15 protein-coding genes are annotated in these 14,912 nt (G+C 68.5%); 9 read left to right on the top strand and 6 right to left on the bottom strand.

Features of this window, described 5'->3' with window-relative positions; genetic code table 11:
• Window positions 1–13: 13 nt before the first annotated feature.
• The gene (locus B5X82_RS02045; RefSeq protein ID WP_079646361.1) at window positions 14–541 is read right to left on the bottom strand and encodes a GNAT family N-acetyltransferase; all 528 of its coding nucleotides are present in this window, start codon (window positions 539–541) and stop codon (window positions 14–16) included.
• A 107-nt stretch (window positions 542–648) separates the two neighbouring features.
• Between B5X82_RS02045 and B5X82_RS02050 the strand changes: the two genes are divergently transcribed.
• The 3 genes from B5X82_RS02050 to B5X82_RS02060 all read left to right on the top strand — a co-directional run bounded on the left by B5X82_RS02050 (window position 649) and on the right by B5X82_RS02060 (window position 2,587).
• Window positions 649–1,284, top strand: coding sequence for a glutathione S-transferase family protein (locus B5X82_RS02050; RefSeq protein ID WP_079646362.1), 636 nt, complete (start codon window positions 649–651; stop codon window positions 1,282–1,284).
• Between the two features lie 122 nt (window positions 1,285–1,406).
• On the top strand, window positions 1,407–2,168 hold the full coding sequence (locus tag B5X82_RS02055) for an SDR family oxidoreductase (RefSeq protein WP_079646363.1): 762 nt from the start codon (window positions 1,407–1,409) through the stop codon (window positions 2,166–2,168).
• 20 nt (window positions 2,169–2,188) lie between these two features.
• The gene (locus tag B5X82_RS02060) at window positions 2,189–2,587 is read left to right on the top strand and encodes a dihydroneopterin aldolase (protein WP_079646364.1); all 399 of its coding nucleotides are present in this window, start codon (window positions 2,189–2,191) and stop codon (window positions 2,585–2,587) included.
• A gap of 30 nt (window positions 2,588–2,617) precedes the next feature.
• On the opposite strand, the gene B5X82_RS02065 is transcribed toward B5X82_RS02060, so the two are convergent.
• On the bottom strand, window positions 2,618–3,502 hold the full coding sequence (locus B5X82_RS02065) for a hypothetical protein (protein WP_079646365.1): 885 nt from the start codon (window positions 3,500–3,502) through the stop codon (window positions 2,618–2,620).
• 249 nt (window positions 3,503–3,751) lie between these two features.
• On the opposite strand from B5X82_RS02065, the gene B5X82_RS02070 reads away from it, so the two are divergent.
• From B5X82_RS02070 to B5X82_RS02085, 4 genes are all read left to right on the top strand, one after another.
• The gene (locus tag B5X82_RS02070) at window positions 3,752–4,399 is read left to right on the top strand and encodes an energy transducer TonB (RefSeq protein WP_079646366.1); all 648 of its coding nucleotides are present in this window, start codon (window positions 3,752–3,754) and stop codon (window positions 4,397–4,399) included.
• Window positions 4,400–4,484: 85 nt separating this feature from the next.
• On the top strand, window positions 4,485–5,210 hold the full coding sequence (locus tag B5X82_RS02075) for a MotA/TolQ/ExbB proton channel family protein (RefSeq protein ID WP_079646367.1): 726 nt from the start codon (window positions 4,485–4,487) through the stop codon (window positions 5,208–5,210).
• Window positions 5,211–5,332: 122 nt separating this feature from the next.
• Entirely contained in the window at window positions 5,333–5,815 is a 483-nt protein-coding gene (locus B5X82_RS02080; protein WP_079646368.1) for an ExbD/TolR family protein, read from the top strand.
• A gap of 24 nt (window positions 5,816–5,839) precedes the next feature.
• Entirely contained in the window at window positions 5,840–6,268 is a 429-nt protein-coding gene (locus tag B5X82_RS02085; RefSeq protein WP_011950972.1) for an ExbD/TolR family protein, read from the top strand.
• Window positions 6,269–6,454: 186 nt separating this feature from the next.
• Here B5X82_RS02085 and B5X82_RS02090 read toward each other — a convergent pair whose 3' ends face one another.
• Window positions 6,455–7,441: an adenosine kinase gene (locus tag B5X82_RS02090; protein WP_079646369.1), complete on the bottom strand. Its 987-nt coding sequence runs from the start codon at window positions 7,439–7,441 to the stop codon at window positions 6,455–6,457.
• 113 nt (window positions 7,442–7,554) lie between these two features.
• Between B5X82_RS02090 and B5X82_RS02095 the strand changes: the two genes are divergently transcribed.
• Window positions 7,555–8,496 carry an XdhC family protein gene (locus tag B5X82_RS02095; protein WP_079646370.1) on the top strand — a complete coding sequence of 314 codons (942 nt, stop codon included), beginning with the start codon at window positions 7,555–7,557 and terminating at the stop codon, window positions 8,494–8,496.
• Complete coding sequence (locus B5X82_RS02100; protein WP_235862572.1) at window positions 8,493–9,065, top strand: nucleotidyltransferase family protein; 573 nt, start codon at window positions 8,493–8,495, stop codon at window positions 9,063–9,065. Before B5X82_RS02095 ends, B5X82_RS02100 begins: the two co-directional genes overlap by 4 nt.
• 6 nt (window positions 9,066–9,071) lie before the next feature.
• Here B5X82_RS02100 and B5X82_RS02105 read toward each other — a convergent pair whose 3' ends face one another.
• From B5X82_RS02105 to clpA, 3 genes are all read right to left on the bottom strand, one after another.
• On the bottom strand, window positions 9,072–11,567 hold the full coding sequence (locus B5X82_RS02105) for an ABC transporter permease (protein ID WP_079646371.1): 2,496 nt from the start codon (window positions 11,565–11,567) through the stop codon (window positions 9,072–9,074).
• Complete coding sequence (locus B5X82_RS02110; RefSeq protein ID WP_079646372.1) at window positions 11,564–12,250, bottom strand: ABC transporter ATP-binding protein; 687 nt, start codon at window positions 12,248–12,250, stop codon at window positions 11,564–11,566. The genes B5X82_RS02105 and B5X82_RS02110 overlap by 4 nt, the downstream gene beginning before the upstream one ends.
• A 237-nt stretch (window positions 12,251–12,487) precedes the next feature.
• Entirely contained in the window at window positions 12,488–14,803 is a 2,316-nt protein-coding gene (gene clpA / locus B5X82_RS02115) for an ATP-dependent Clp protease ATP-binding subunit ClpA (protein ID WP_079646373.1), read from the bottom strand.
• Between the last annotated feature and the right edge of the window lie 109 nt (window positions 14,804–14,912).

Genomic DNA, 14,912 nt, shown 5'->3' on the forward strand with positions numbered 1-14,912 from the left:
CGGCGATGTGCCGTCAATCGTCGCCGGGGACAAGGGCCGCTACGCGCGGGCCGAGCCGGCCGTGGCCGGGAACCGCCTGACCGGGGCGCAGTCGCGCCAGCAGCCGGTCGCGCTCGACCGGGCCGGGCACCGCCCAGCCGCCGGTGTGCCGCGACGAGAAGTCGAAGAAGCGCTCATAATAGCTCGCGTCGCCGATCAGCATCATCGGCTCGCGGCCGGCCGCGTCGGCCTTGGCGAGCGCCGCCTCCATCAGCATGCGGCCGACGCCGGCGCGCTGCCGGCCGGGGGCCACCGCGACCGGGCCGACCAGGATCAGCGGCGTGCTTTCCCCGTCGTCCCCGGTGAGCTGGATGGGCCAGCACTGGATCGACCCGATCAGCTTGCCGTCCTCCAGCGCCGCGAGGCTCAGCTCCGGCAGCGCTTCCACCCCTTCGCGCAGCCGGTAGGCGGTTCGCTGGTGCCGGTCGGTGCCGAAGGCGAGATCGAGCAGATGTTCGACGTGCGATGCGGCGACGGCGGCGATGGGGGTGAGCGTGATCAATTCTGTGTCGGGTCCTGTCCTTGCCGGGTGGGGAGGTCCTTGCCGGAATGGATGCGCGCCTTTAGCGTCTTGAAGATGAATGTGAAGCAAATTCGGATGGCGGTTCGATGAAGCTCTACGACGCCGCCTGGGCTCCCAGCCCCCGGCGGGTCCGCATCTTCCTGGCCGAGAAGGGACTCGCGGTCGAGCGGGTGACGGTCGACCTCAGGACGGGCGAGCATCTGCGCCCCGATTTCGTCCGCACCAACCCGCAGCGGCAATTGCCGGTGCTGGTGCTCGACGACGATACGGTGATCGACGACTCGTTAGGGATATGCCGCTATTTCGAGGCGCTCCATCCCGATCCGCCGCTCTTCGGCACGACGGCGAAGGAGATCGGCCTGATCGAATCCTGGCTCCGCCGGATCGAGCATGACTGGTTCCAGGCGGTAGCGCTGCATTTCCGCAACCGATCCCCGGCCTTCGCCGATCGCGCGGTCAGCGGCGAATGGCCGCCGATTCCGCAAATCCCGGCGCTGATCGAGCGGGGACAATGCATGTGGAATGCCTTTGCCGACGTCCTCGATCGGCATCTGGCGGACGAGCCCTATGTCGCGGGCGATGCCTTCACCATGGCCGATATCGCCGCCTTCGTCGCGGCCGACTTCGGCATCGCGACGCGTCTGCCCGATCCGCGCGAGGGCCGCGCGGCGCTGGCCCGTTGGCATGGGGAGATCGCGGCCCGGCCGTCGGCCGCGGCCTGAGATTTCCCCAGCCGCTGGGGACAGGCTGTGGATAAGATGGGGATAAGGCCGTTGGGGCCCCGTACCGGCCGGATGCTCGCCCGGCTTGCCTGATTTTCGGGCATTGCCTATCGCAGGCGGCGATGACACCTGAATTCGGACCGAGCAGAACCGCCATCGTCACCGGCGGCGCCAAGCGCATCGGCGCGGAGATCGCAGCCGCGCTGGCTGCCGATGGCTGGGACGTGCTGATCCATTATCGCTCGTCGGAAGCGGAGGCGCAGGCGCTGGCGGCGCGCCTGCCCCGCGCGCGGACCGTCGCGGCCGATCTGGCTGAACCAGACGGCGCCGATCGCGTGATCGCGGCGCTTGACGGCATGCCGCCGCCGGCGCTGCTGGTGAACAGCGCCTCGTCCTTCGTCTATGATTCGCTCGACGATTTCACGATCGAGGCGTGGGACATGCACATGGCCGCCAATGCGCGTGGGCCGGCGCTGCTCGCCCGTGCCTTCGCCGCGGCGGTGCCGGAGGGGGCAGGGGGGCTGGTCGTCAACATGCTCGACGCCAAGCTGGTCCAGCTCAATCCCGACTTCTTCACCTATACCGTCTCGAAGATCGCCTTCGCCGGAGTCAACGAGCTGCTCGCCCGCTGCCTGGCCGACCGCGGCATCCGGGTCAACGCGATCGCACCGTCCGTCACCCTCGTCTCGGGTCCGCAGAGCCGCGAGAATTTTGACAAGGTCCACGGTCTCAACCCGCTTCGGCGCGGGGTCGAGGTCGCGGAGATCGTCGCCGCGCTGCGCTTCCTGATCGCGGTGCCGACCATCACCGGGCAGACGATCACCCTCGACGGCGGGCAACGCTTCCTGGGCCTGCCGCGCGACGTTCAGTTTCTGGAATCCTGATGACAGTGCATGGAGCTTTGATGGACCCCGCCCGGCTCGACGGCCTCGTTCCCGATCATCTCGGCCCGCGCACCCGGCGGATCGTGCTGCGCGACCTCGCGGTGCCGGTCGACATCGGCTTCCACGATTTCGAGGTGGGCAATCCCCAGCGCGTGTTCGTGACCGTCGAGGTCTGGCTCGACGAGGCGAGTTTCGCCGCGGTCGATGAGGTCGCCGCCGCCTGGGACTATGATTTCCTGCGCAGCGAGATACTGCTTCTGGTCGAGGGGCGGCGCTACAACCTGCAGGAGACTCTCGCGCGCGAGATCTATACGCTGGTCGCCGCGCGCGCCGGGGTGAAGGGCCTGCGCGTCGCGACGAGCAAGCCCGACGTCTATCCCGACTGCGCCGAGGTCGGCGTGGAGCTCAGCTCCTTCTGAGCGCTGCCCGGCTGCGAGTCGGCCGCCGGATCAGCGTGGGATCGTCCGTCCGCACGGGCCCAGCTGATCCAGGATATGGCGATAGTCCGCGCGGACCGCGTCCGCATTGCCGGCCGACAGCGCCGCCACCGCCTTTTCCGGCAGGCGCTGGGGCAGGAAGCAGGCGAGTCGGTACCAGAGCAGCGTGTCCCTGGCGGGTGCCCGCGCGCTGTCGTCGACCATCTCGCCGAGGGCGACCGCCCATTGCGGCTGCTCGCCGGGCCGACGGAGAATCGACAGCGAGATCGGCCGGTTGTCGGCGGTGGTCAGGAAGATCTGGGATTCGCTTTCACCGGGGATCGCGCCGGGCACGTGAAAGGCGTTGCCGATTCCCGTCACGAGCGGTGGCGCGGACGGCGCGGTGGCCTCGGTGAGAATCGCCCGGAGGGCCGATTCGGTCGTTTGCGTCCAGTCGAGCTGAGAATAAGGCGAAGTGAGGCGAATCTCCTGCGGGCGGTTCGGGACCCGGTTCGCGAACAGGATGAACCGCGCTTTCTTGAGCTTCGGCGCTCTGCCTCGGGCATCGAGCGATACGTCGACGATATAGGATATGGTCCCTGCCAGTCCGTCGGCTCCCCGCAGCAGCATCCCTGTCTGCGCCTCGATCAGAAAACGGGCTTTTCCTGCCGCCAAATTAGGCGCCAGCTCACCTTTGAGGCGCTCCGCCTTGACCACTGTGACCCCCGCGACGACCTGTGCGGTGAGCGCCAGATCGGCGAGATCGGAATAGGAAAAGCCCCGGATTTCCTGGGCCGGCGCGGCGGCGGCGGGTGCAGGCTGGGCGATCGACGGCGCGGGCGCAGTCAGTGCGACAAGGTTTATAGCAAGAAATGTGCCAAAACGAAGCATCTGACGGTTTTTGGCCGGTGCGGGCATGGGCTTCATCCTTGTCTACGCTACTTTTACCCGTTCCTTAGCGTCGAACCGTCGTCGGTGTCATGCCGGAAAGCCTCCACCAAACTGGCTTTTCGGTTATTGCGTCGATCGAACTGTCGCGATAAGGACACATTTCCGCTAAATATTAGAACATGTCTGGCGGGGTAGGGCCGGGCGCCAATGGCAGAGCCGTTGACGCATGCCGGACTTTTTTGCTGGCTTCTGGATTGGAGGGAGTGTCGTTCCTTAATGGCTTATGGTGATCAAACGCTGAGCACCCGCAAGGTGGTGTCGATTGCGTTGGTGATCGTGCTTCACGCCGTCATCGGTTACGCCTTCGTCACCGGCCTTGCGTACAACGTCGTGAAGAAGGTCGCACGCGATCTGAAGACGTTCGACGTTGCTGAAGAGGCTCCTCCGCCCCCGGATCAGCCGCCGCCGCCGCCGCCCGAGACGCGGATCGAGCCGCCGCCCGTCGTGGCGCCCCCGCCGATCGTCCAGGTTGCGCCGACCGTGGCTCCTCCGATCGTCTCGGTGCCCGTCGCGCCGCCGGTGGTCATTACGCCCGCCGCGCCGCCCGCGCCCCCTCCGCCCGCGGTCTCGCGCCGTGGCGAGCCGCGCGGTACTCCGGGTGAGTGGGTCACGCCCGAGGATTATCCCTCGGCCGACCTTCGTGCCGAGAACCAGGGCACGACCAGCTTCGAACTGGCCGTCGGTACCGACGGCAAGGCAACCGACTGCAAGGTGACCAATTCGAGCGGTTTCCCGTCGCTCGACAGCAAGGCTTGCCAGATGCTTATCCGCCGGGCGCGTTTCAAGCCCCAGCTGGATGGCAATGGACAGCCGATGCCGTTCACCTATCGCAATCGCGTCCGCTGGCAGATCCCGAAGGATTGAGCTTTGGCCGGGTCGGCACCCCTTGCCCGCCCGGCTTTTCACCGACCGAAGAACATAGACAGTTTCAGAGAAGGATAAGAAGTTTATGGCTAGTCCCGCAGCCGCCGGTTCCAACCCCTATGGCCTGATGGCCGCCCTTGAGCAGGGCGGCACGATCGCCTGGGCCGTGTTCCTCATCCTCGTCGTGATGTCGGCCGCTTCCTGGTACATCATGTTCACCAAGCTGATCGAGCAGCAGAAGATCCTGAACCAGGGCAAGCGCGCCCGCGCCAGCTTCTGGCAGGCTCCGAGCCTGAAGGACGGCCAGGCCAAGCTCGAGAAGAACTCGGCCTATCGCCAGATCGTCGACGACGGCCTGCTCGCCCAGGACCAGCACACCAAGCTGACCGACCCGGTCGATCAGCATGAGTGGCTGACCGGTTCGCTCCTGCGCAGCCAGGCGCTGATCAACTCGAAGCTCGGCAACGGCCTCGCGGTGCTCGCCACCGTCGGTTCGACCTCGCCGTTCATCGGCCTGTTCGGCACCGTCATCGGCATCTACCGCGCGCTGATCAAGATCGGCGCCGCCGGTCAGGCCTCGATCGACGCCGTCGCCGGCCCGGTCGGTGAAGCGCTGATCATGACCGCGCTGGGTCTGGCCGTGGCCGTTCCCGCCGTGCTCGGCTACAACTGGCTGATCCGTCGCAACAAGGTCGTCGCCGAGCAGCTCTCGGCCTTCGCGACCGACCTGCACGGCTACATGGTCTCGGCCGGCGCGGTGAAGCCCGCGACCCTGGCCAAGGCTGCTCCGGCTCCGGCCGTCAAGAAGTAAGCGGCTGACGAACAGGGGCGGGTGCGTCCGCGCATCCGCCCCTTTCGCCAGAAACAGAAAGGCCAGGAACCGGCCCAGAGCCGGTCATCCGTAGAGCCGACAAGTAGATAGGATTTCTGCCGATGGCCATGAGTGCCGGCCCCGCCGAAGACGGTAGCCCTATGTCGGACATCAACACGACGCCGCTCGTGGACGTCATGCTGGTGCTTCTGATCATCTTCCTCATCACCGTGCCGGTCGTGATCCAGACCGTTCCGGTCAAGCTTCCGAACGTCGTGTTCGAACCGACGACGACCAAGCCGGAGAATGTCGCGCTCACCGTGCGCGCATCCCCCACCGGCGTCTGCGAAGTCTATTGGGGCCAGACCCCGGTGACCGCGCAGGAGCTGATCGATCGCGCCGTCGTCAAGCTGCGCAAGGAAATCGATCGCCAGGGTGGCCCGAATGCCCCCGGCCTCGAGCTTCCGGAAGTCCACATCCGTGGTGACGTCAACACGCCGTATCGTTGCATCGGCGGTGCCGTCTACACGATGCAGCGTGCAGGCTTCACCCGCGTCGGCTTCATTTCGGAACCGCCCGCTGGCTTCACCAGCGCGCGTCTCTGATTTCGCTTTCGAGGAGTTTTAGTCATGGCAATGGCCGCAAGCACGACCGAAGGCGAGCCCATGATGGACATCAACACCACGCCGTTGATCGACGTGATGCTGGTGCTCCTGATCATGTTTATCATCACCATTCCGATCCAGACCCACGCGGTGAAGCTCGACCTGCCGGTCGACACGGGCCAGAACACCCCGCCGCCGGTCGACCCGGTGAAGAACAAGGTGGTGATCACGCCCGACAACCAGGTCCTGTGGAATGGGTCGCCGATCGATCTGGTGCGTCTGCGCCAGTATCTCGACATCACCCAGACGATGAACCCGATCCCCGAGCTCCACCTGGAGCCGGATGGCCAGGCTCGCTACGACCTCGTCGACCGCGTCCTCGCGGTGACGAAGCGCGCCCAGGTCGAGAAGATGGGCTTCGTCGGCAACGAGAAGTATGCCGGCGCCTTCTGAGGCGACGGACAGCTCGACACGAAAAGGGCGGCCCTCGGGCCGCCCTTTTTTGTTTGGAAACCTATCTCCCGTCATCCCGGCGAAAGCCGGGATCTCTCTGCCTTTTCATGCCTGCCGGACGGGGGACGAAGAGAAGTGAGATTCCCACTTTCGCGGGGATGAGGGGAGAGGGGTGCCTCGATCGACTCAGTCGAGCCCGGCGAACTCGCGCAGCGGCACTTCGGGCCGCGCGCCGAAGTGGGAGATGATCTCGGCCGCGGCGAGCCCGGCGATGCGCGCGCATTCGGCCAGCGGCAGGCCCCGGGTCAGGCCATAGAGGAAGCCGGCTGCGTAGAGGTCGCCCGCGCCGGTGGTGTCGACCACGCGCTCGATATGGGCGGCGGGGCTCCGTACCCGCTCGGTGCCGCGCACGACCACCGATCCTTCGGCGCTCAGCGTCACCGCCGCCAGCTCGACCATGCCGGCGACGCGATCGAGCGCCGCGTCGAGGTCCTCGGTCTCGAACAGCGCGAGCAGCTCGGCCTTGTTGGCGAACAATATGTCGATCCGGTCGCGGATCAGGTCGAGGAAGTCGGCGCGGTGGCGCAGCACGCAGAAGGCGTCGGACAGGGTCAGCGCGACCTTGCGGCCCGCGCCGTGGGCGATGTCGGCGGCGCGGTGGAACGCAGCCTTGGCGTGCGGCTCGTCGTAGAGATAGCCTTCGAGATAGGTGATCTTCGCCGACCCGACGAGCGCCTCGTCGATGTCGTCGGGCGTCAGGTTCACGCAGGCGCCGAGATAGGTGTTCATCGTCCGTTCGGCGTCCGAGGTGACGAAGATGATGCAGCGCGCGGTCGACGGGCCATCGCTCGCCATCGGCGTGGTGAAGCGCACGCCCGAGGCGAGCAGGTCGTGGCGATAGGCGGCGCCGAGCTCATCGTCGCGTAGCTTGCCGATATAGCCGCACGAGGCGCCGAGCGATCCGAGCCCGGCGATGGTGTTGCCCGCCGATCCGCCCGAGGCGCGGGTCGCCGGCCCCATCGCGGCATAGAGCCGCTCGGCGGTCGGCTCGTCGATCAGCGTCATCGCGCCCTTGTTCAGCTGATGCTCGGTCAGGAACGAGTCTTCGGCGTGGGCGAGCAGGTCGATGATCGCATTGCCGATCCCGACGACGTCGATGGTCGCTTCGGTCATTGATGGTCCTTGCGCTGGGCGGTCCGCCCGTGAAATGGAAGGGCAACCCATGCCTCGCGCATCGGACGCGGGCAAGCCCCGTGCGATTGGGAACCGGAGTCACGACCGCCATCATGCTCGACGAACTCGACGATCTTCTCGGCAAGGCCTGCACCTGGCTCGCGCAGGGCCATGGCGTCGCGCTGGCGACGGTGATGCAGACCTGGGGCTCGGCGCCGCGCCGGCGCGGGTCGCACGCGATCGTCCGCGACGACGGACTGTTCGAGGGATCGGTCAGCGGCGGCTGCGTCGAGGGCGACGTGCTGGTCGCGGCGCAGGCGTTGCTCGCGGCCGGAGGCGGCTTCGACCGGCGCGACTATGGCGTCCAGGACGACGATGCCTGGAGCTTCGGCCTGGCCTGCGGCGGCAGCATCGCCATCCTGATCCAGACGATCGACGATACCCATTTTCCGTCCGCGCTGCTCGATCGCATTGTCGCGGAGCGCCGGGCCGGCCGTGCCATCGCCGTCGCCAGCGACCTCGCGACCGGTGCCGCCGCCGAAGTCGCGCGCGACACCGGGGAGGAGGAGGGGCGTTTCGTGAACCTCTATCCGCCGCCGCTCCGGATGATGATCATCGGCGCGGTCCATGTCAGCCAGCATCTCGTCCCGCTCGCCCGCCAGCTCGGCTATCGGGTCCAGCTCGTCGATCCGCGTGACAGCTTCGCCGCCGCCGATCGGTTCGCCGATATCGAGGTCGACACCCGCTGGCCCGACGAAGCGATGGCCGAGTGGCGCCCCGACGGCGGCACCGCGGTGGTCACGCTGACCCACGATCCCAAGATCGACGATCCGGCGCTGATCGCGGCGCTCGGCAGCGACGCCTTCTACATCGCTGCGTTGGGATCGCGCCGCACCCATGCGAAGCGGATCGAACGGCTCAGCGCCGCCGGTTGCACGGCCGAGGCGATCGCCCGGATCGACGGCCCGGCCGGCCTGCCGATCGCCGCCGCCACCCCGGCGGAGATCGCACTGTCGATCCTCGCCGGCGCGACGGCGGCGCTGCGCGGGGCGTGAACGTCGGCGCGATCCTGCTGGCGGCGGGCAGTGCGCGCCGGATGGGCGCGGACAAGCTGATGGCCGATCTGGGCGGGCGGCCGCTCGCCCTCCACGCGTTCGAAGCGCTCCTCGCCGCCGGGTTCGACCGGCCGATCGTCGCCGTCGCGCCGGGCGGCGCGGTGGGCGCGCTGCTCGCCGATCGCGCCCGCCTCGTCCCGGTCGCGGATCATGCGCTCGGCATGGGCCATTCGCTCGCGGCGGCGGTGGCGGCGGTGCCCGGCGACTGGACGGCGGCGCTTATCGGCCTCGCCGACATGCCCTTCGTTCGTCCGGCGACGCTGCGCGCGCTCGCCGCCGCGTCTGCCTCCCACGCGATCGTTCGTCCGGTTTTCGATGGGACGCCCGGCCATCCGGTGGCGTGGGGCCGCGACCATTTCCCGGCGCTGGCCGGGCTGCGCGGCGACAAGGGCGGGCGCGACATTCTCGCCCGCTCTCCGCCAGTGCCGTTCGCCTGCGACGATCCTGGGGTGACGATCGACGTCGACACGCCCGAGGCGCTCGCCGCGGCACGGGCGAGGTTCTTATAGCGGGCGCTACAAGGATCGCAGCGCCGCCGCCGGGCGCGCCGCCAGCACCAGCAGCGATCCGAGCAGGCCGATCCCGAGCGTGCCCAGCGCCCCGGCCGCCAGCGTTCCCAGCACGATCGGCCAGTCGGGCGCCCAGGCCAGCTCGAAGATCCGGGTGACGACGTACCAGCCGGCCGCCGTTCCCGCCGCCAGGGCCAGCAATGCGATGACGGCGGCGAGCAGGGCATATTCGATCGCCTGCGCCGTCAGGATCTGGCGGCGGCTCGCGCCGAGCAGCTTGAGCAGCACCGCGTCGTAGAGCCGCGCGCGGCGCGAGGCGGCGACCGCGCCGACCAGCACCGCGACCCCGGCCGCCAGCGCCACCGACGCCGCCGCGCGGATCGCGGTGGCCAGCTGGCCGAAGATCGACGAAACCTGCTCGACCACATCCTTGACCCGGATCAGCGACACCGAGGGAAAGCCTGCGATCACCGCGCGGTTGACCGCCGCCTCGCGCGCATCGGGGATGGCGATCGTCGCCATATAGCTGTGCGGCGCACCTTCGAGCGCGCCGGGCGCGAAGACGATGCCGAAGTTGAAGCCCATCGTCTCCCAATTGACCCGCCGGATCGATGCAACGGTCGTCTCGATCTCGACACCGAGCACCGACAGAGTCATCCTGTCGCCGGGCTTGAGGTCGAGCGCCTTGGCCGCCTGCTCTTCGACCGAGATCAGCGGCGGGCCGGCATAGTCGGCCGGCCACCATTTGCCGGCGACGATCTCGTTGCCCTCGGCGAGCCTGGTCGAATAGGTCAGCCCGCGATCGCCGTTGAGGATCCATGCGCCCTTGGGGACCGGCTTCATGTCGGTCACGCGGACGCCGCGCACCGCGACCACCGATCCGCGCAGGGAGGGAACGCTGTCGATCCTCGCCTCCGGCGCGCGGGCCAGTACGGTCGAGCGGAAGCGGTCGATATCCTCAGTCGGCACGTCGAGCGCGAAGAAGCTGGGGGCGACGGCCGGGACGGTCTTCTCGATCTGGTGGGTCAGGCTGGTCTGCACCACGGCGAGCACCACGAACAGGGTGAGGCCGAGGCCCAGCGCGACGATCAGCCGGTCGGTCTGGGCTGCCGGGCGGTGGAGATTGGCGATGGCGAGGCGCAGCAGCGGCCGGCGCGGACGGGGCAGGGCGCGGGCGCCGCGCCGGACCAGCCAGCCGATCGCGCCGAGCAGCGCGAAGATGCCGGCGGTCGCCGCGAGGAAGCCGGCGCTCAGCATCGGCTGCCGCGCGGTGGCGATGGCGAGCAGGGCGATCCCCAGCCCCGCGCCGAGCATCGGCAGCAGCACCCGCCAGCGCGGCCAGCCGAGCGGCTCGATCCGCGCGCGGAAGATCGCCGCCGGGCTGACCTGCCCCGCCCGCGCCAGCGGCGACAGGCTGAACAGCAGCGCGGCGAGCAGGCCGTAGACGGCGCTGATCAGCAGCGGCAACGGAAAGACCGCGAATTTCGGCGCGACCGGCAGCGCGTCGCCCGCCAGCTGGCCGACGATCGCGGGCACCGCGGTGCCGACCGCGAGGCCGGCGAGGATCGCCCCCGTCGAGACGATCGCGACCTGAATCAGATAGATGCGGAAGATGGTGGCGGAGGAGGCTCCCAATATCTTGAGAGTCGCGATGCCCGGACGCCGCTGATCGAGCCAGGAGGCGACGCCGTTGCCGACGCCGATCCCGGCGACGACCAGCGCGGTCAGCCCGACCAGGGTCAGGAACTGGCCGAGTTGGTCGACCAGCCGGCGCAGCCCGCGCGCGGCGTTGGTACGGTCGGTCACCTCCCAATTGGCGTCGTGGAAGCGCTCGCCGAGCTGCTCGGCGATCGCATGGGCGTCGCGGTCGGCCGGCAGCCGAATGCGGTAGCGCGCGGTGAAGAGGCTGCCGGGCTGGACGAGCCTGGTCGCCGCCAGCCCCTCGCGCGAGACCAGGATGCTCGGTCCCAGGGTGAAGCCTTCGCCGACCCGGTCGGGCTCCTCGGCGATCAGCCCCGCGACCCGGAAGCTGGTTTCGCCGACGCGCACCCTGTCTCCGATCCTGAGCGACAGCCGCTCGGCCAGTGCGGGGGCGATCATCGCGTCGAGGCCGGCGGGGCGGGACGTGAGCGCCCCCGGTTCCAGCCGCAGCGCGCCGTAGAGCGGCCAGCGATCGTCGACGCTCTTGAGCTCGGCGAGCACCGCGGCGGCCGCGTCGGCGCGCGACGCCATGGCGCGCAACCGGATCGTTTCCGACACCGCACCTTGCCGGACGAAGGCGGCGCGCTCGTCGGGCGCGGCCTCACGCTGGGCGACCCGCATCTCGATGTCGCCGCCCAATATCTCGCGACCGCGGCTGTCCAGCTCGGCGGTGATCGCGCGCGACAGGCTGCCGACTCCCGCGAGCCCCGCGACACCGAGGAACAGGCAGATGATCAGCAGGCGAAGCCCCTTCAGCCCGCCGCGCATGTCGCGCAGCGCGAGCGCCCAGGCGGCCTTCACGCGGCCGCCCGGTCGGAAAGGATCGCCCCGTCGCGCATCTCGACGATCCGGGCGCAGCGCGCCGCCAGCGCCGGATCATGGGTGATGACGAGCAGGGTCGCGCCGGTCTCGCGCTGGCGGTCGAACAGCAGGTCCATGATCGTGGCACCGGTCGCGCCGTCGAGATTGCCGGTCGGCTCGTCGGCGAACAGGATGGCGGGGCGCGGCGCGGTGGCGCGGGCGATCGCCACCCGCTGCTGCTCGCCACCCGAAAGCTGTGACGGATAATGGTCGAGCCGATGACCGAGGCCGACCGCCTCCAACTCGGCGGCGGCGCGCGCGAAGGCGTCGGCCTCGCCCGCCAGCTCGAGCGGCACCGCGACATTCTCCAGGGCGGTCATCGTCGGCAGCAGGTGGAAGGCCTGCAGGATGATCCCGATCCGCCCGCGCCGCGCGGCGGCGAGCGCGTCCTCGTCGAGCCGGCCGAAGTCGAGCCCGGCGATGTCGATACGGCCGTCGTCGGCGCGTTCGAGGCCCGACAGCACCGCCATCAGCGACGACTTGCCCGACCCCGACGGCCCGAGCAGCGCCACCGTCTCGCCCGCCTGGATCGCGAGATCGATGCCCTTGAGGATATCGACCCGCGCCGATCCCTTGCCCAGCGCGAGACGAACGGCGCGGGCGTCGATGATGGATGCTGTCATGCGGGGGGTGAAGTCCTCGGTTGTTGCCGGGGTGGAACATGAGGATTGGACGCGCGCCGATCAATGGGGGCGGAGGAAAAAGCCTTCCGTCATCCCGGCGGAGGCCGGGATCTCGGGAGAGGGGAGATGAGGTCGAGGCAGAGCCGCCGAGATGCCGGCCTCCGCCGGCATGACGCGCACAGGCAAAAGAAAAAGGCCCGCCTCCTGGGGGAGACGGGCCTTTCTCGTTTCGAAGGTTCAGGCCTTGATCTTGGGCTTGGCGCCGCCCCCCTTCTTGGGGCGCTTCGGCGCGGCCGGGACGATCTCGAAGGAGAGCGCGTCGTCCTTGAGCTTGACCTTCACCTCGCCGCCATGGACGAGCTTGCCGAACAGCAGCTCCTCGGCCAGCGGCTGCTTGATCTTCTCCTGGATCAGGCGGCCCATGGGGCGGGCGCCGTAGAGCTTGTCATAGCCCTTGGCGGTCAACCAGTTGCGGGCCTCCTCGTCGAGGCTGATGTGCACGTCGCGGTCGGCGAGCTGCAGCTCGAGCTGGAGGATGAACTTCTCGACGACGCGCGCGACGACCTCGGTCGGCAGGTAGCCGAAGGGGACGATCGCATCGAGGCGGTTGCGGAACTCCGGCGTGAACATCTTCTTGACCGCTTCCTCGTCCTCGCCCTCGCGGGTGAGGTTGCCGAAGCCCAGCGTCTCGCGCGCCATGTCGGACGCGCCGGCGTTGGTGGTCATGATCAGGATGGTGTTGCGGAAGTCGACCGTCTTGCCGTGGTGGTCGGTCAGCTTGCCGTTGTCCATCACCTGGAGAAGGATGTTGAACAGGTCCGGATGCGCCTTCTCGATCTCGTCGAGCAGCAGCACGCTGTGCGGATGCTGGTCGACGGCGTCGGTCAGCAGGCCGCCCTGGTCGTAGCCGACATAGCCCGGAGGGGCGCCGATAAGCCGGCTGACCGAATGGCGCTCCATATATTCGGACATGTCGAAGCGCTGGAGCGGGATGCCCAGGATCGAGGCGAGCTGGCGCGCGACCTCGGTCTTGCCGACGCCGGTCGGGCCCGAGAACAGATAGTTGCCGATCGGCTTGTCGGGATCGCGCAGGCCCGCGCGGCTCAGCTTGATCGCGGAGCTCAGCACCTCGATCGCCTTGTCCTGGCCGAACACGACGCGCTTCAGGTCGGTCTCGAGCGTGCCGAGCACCTTCTTGTCGTCGGTCGACACCGACTTCGGCGGGATGCGCGCCATCGTCGCGATCACGGCCTCGATCTCCTTGGGCGTGATCACCTTCTTGCGCTTGCTCGGCGGCACCAGCATCTGCGAGGCGCCGACCTCGTCGATCACGTCGATCGCCTTGTCCGGCTGCTTGCGGTCACTGATGTAGCGCGACGACAGCTCCACAGCGGCCTTGATCGCGTCGGGCGTGTACTTGACGTTGTGATGCTCCTCGAACGCCGAGCGCAGGCCGGTGATGATCTTGATCGTGTCCTCGATCGTCGGCTCGTTGACGTCGATCTTCTGGAACCGGCGCAGCAGGGCGCGGTCCTTCTCGAAATGGTTGCGGAACTCCTTGTAGGTGGTCGATCCGATGCAGCGGATCGTGCCGCCCGAAAGCGCCGGCTTGAGCAGGTTCGACGCGTCCATCGCGCCACCCGAAGTGGCGCCCGCGCCGATCACGGTGTGGATCTCGTCGATGAACAGCACCGCGTGGGGCAGCTTCTCCAGCTCGGTCACGACCTGCTTCAGCCGCTCCTCGAAATCGCCGCGATAGCGGGTGCCGGCGAGCAGCGCGCCCATGTCGAGCGAGTAGATCACCGCCGGCAGCAGCACCTCGGGAACGTCGCCCTCGACGATCTTGCGCGCCAGCCCTTCCGCGATCGCGGTCTTGCCGACGCCAGGATCGCCCACATAGAGCGGGTTGTTCTTCGACCGGCGGCACAGGATCTGGACGGTGCGGTCGACCTCGGGCCCGCGGCCGATCAGCGGATCGACCTTGCCGTTCTTGGCCTTCTCGTTGAGGTTGACGCAGAACTGCTTGAGCGCGCTCTCGCCCTTCTTGCCGTCGGCCTTGGCCTGCGCCTTCTCCTCCTCGGCGCCCTTGACCTCGCGCTGCTCGGTGGGCTGGCCGGCCTTGCCGACGCCGTGGCTGATGTAGCTGACCGCGTCGAGGCGGCTCATGTCCTGCTGCTGCAGGAAGAAGACGGCATAGCTCTCGCGCTCGCTGAACAGCGCGACGAGGACGTTGGCGCCGGTCACTTCCTCGCGGCCCGACGACTGGACGTGCAGGATCGCGCGCTGCACGACCCGCTGGAAGCCGCTGGTGGGGGAAGGATCGGTCTCGCCCTCGACCTTGAGCGCGTCGAGCTCCGTATCGAGATAGTTGGTGACCGCGTTGCGCAGCTCGCTCAGGTCGACGCCGCAGGCGGTCATCACCTTCGACGCATGCTCGTCCGCGATCAGCGCGAGGAGCAGGTGCTCCAGCGTCGCATATTCGTGGCGGCGGCTGCTGGCGGCGCTCAGCGCGTTGTGCAGCGTCTGTTCGAGTTCGCGGGCGAAGGATGGCATGGTCGTTTTACTCCGTTCGGCATGGGCCGAGCCATGCCGCTGCACCATATGTCGGATGCCTCAGGCCGTTCATCAAGACCTCCCGCCGGAGCAAGCGGACACCGCTTCC

The sequence above is a fragment of the Rhizorhabdus histidinilytica genome, assembly GCF_900167915.1.
GTDB classification, from domain to species: Bacteria; Pseudomonadota; Alphaproteobacteria; order Sphingomonadales; family Sphingomonadaceae; genus Rhizorhabdus; species Rhizorhabdus histidinilytica.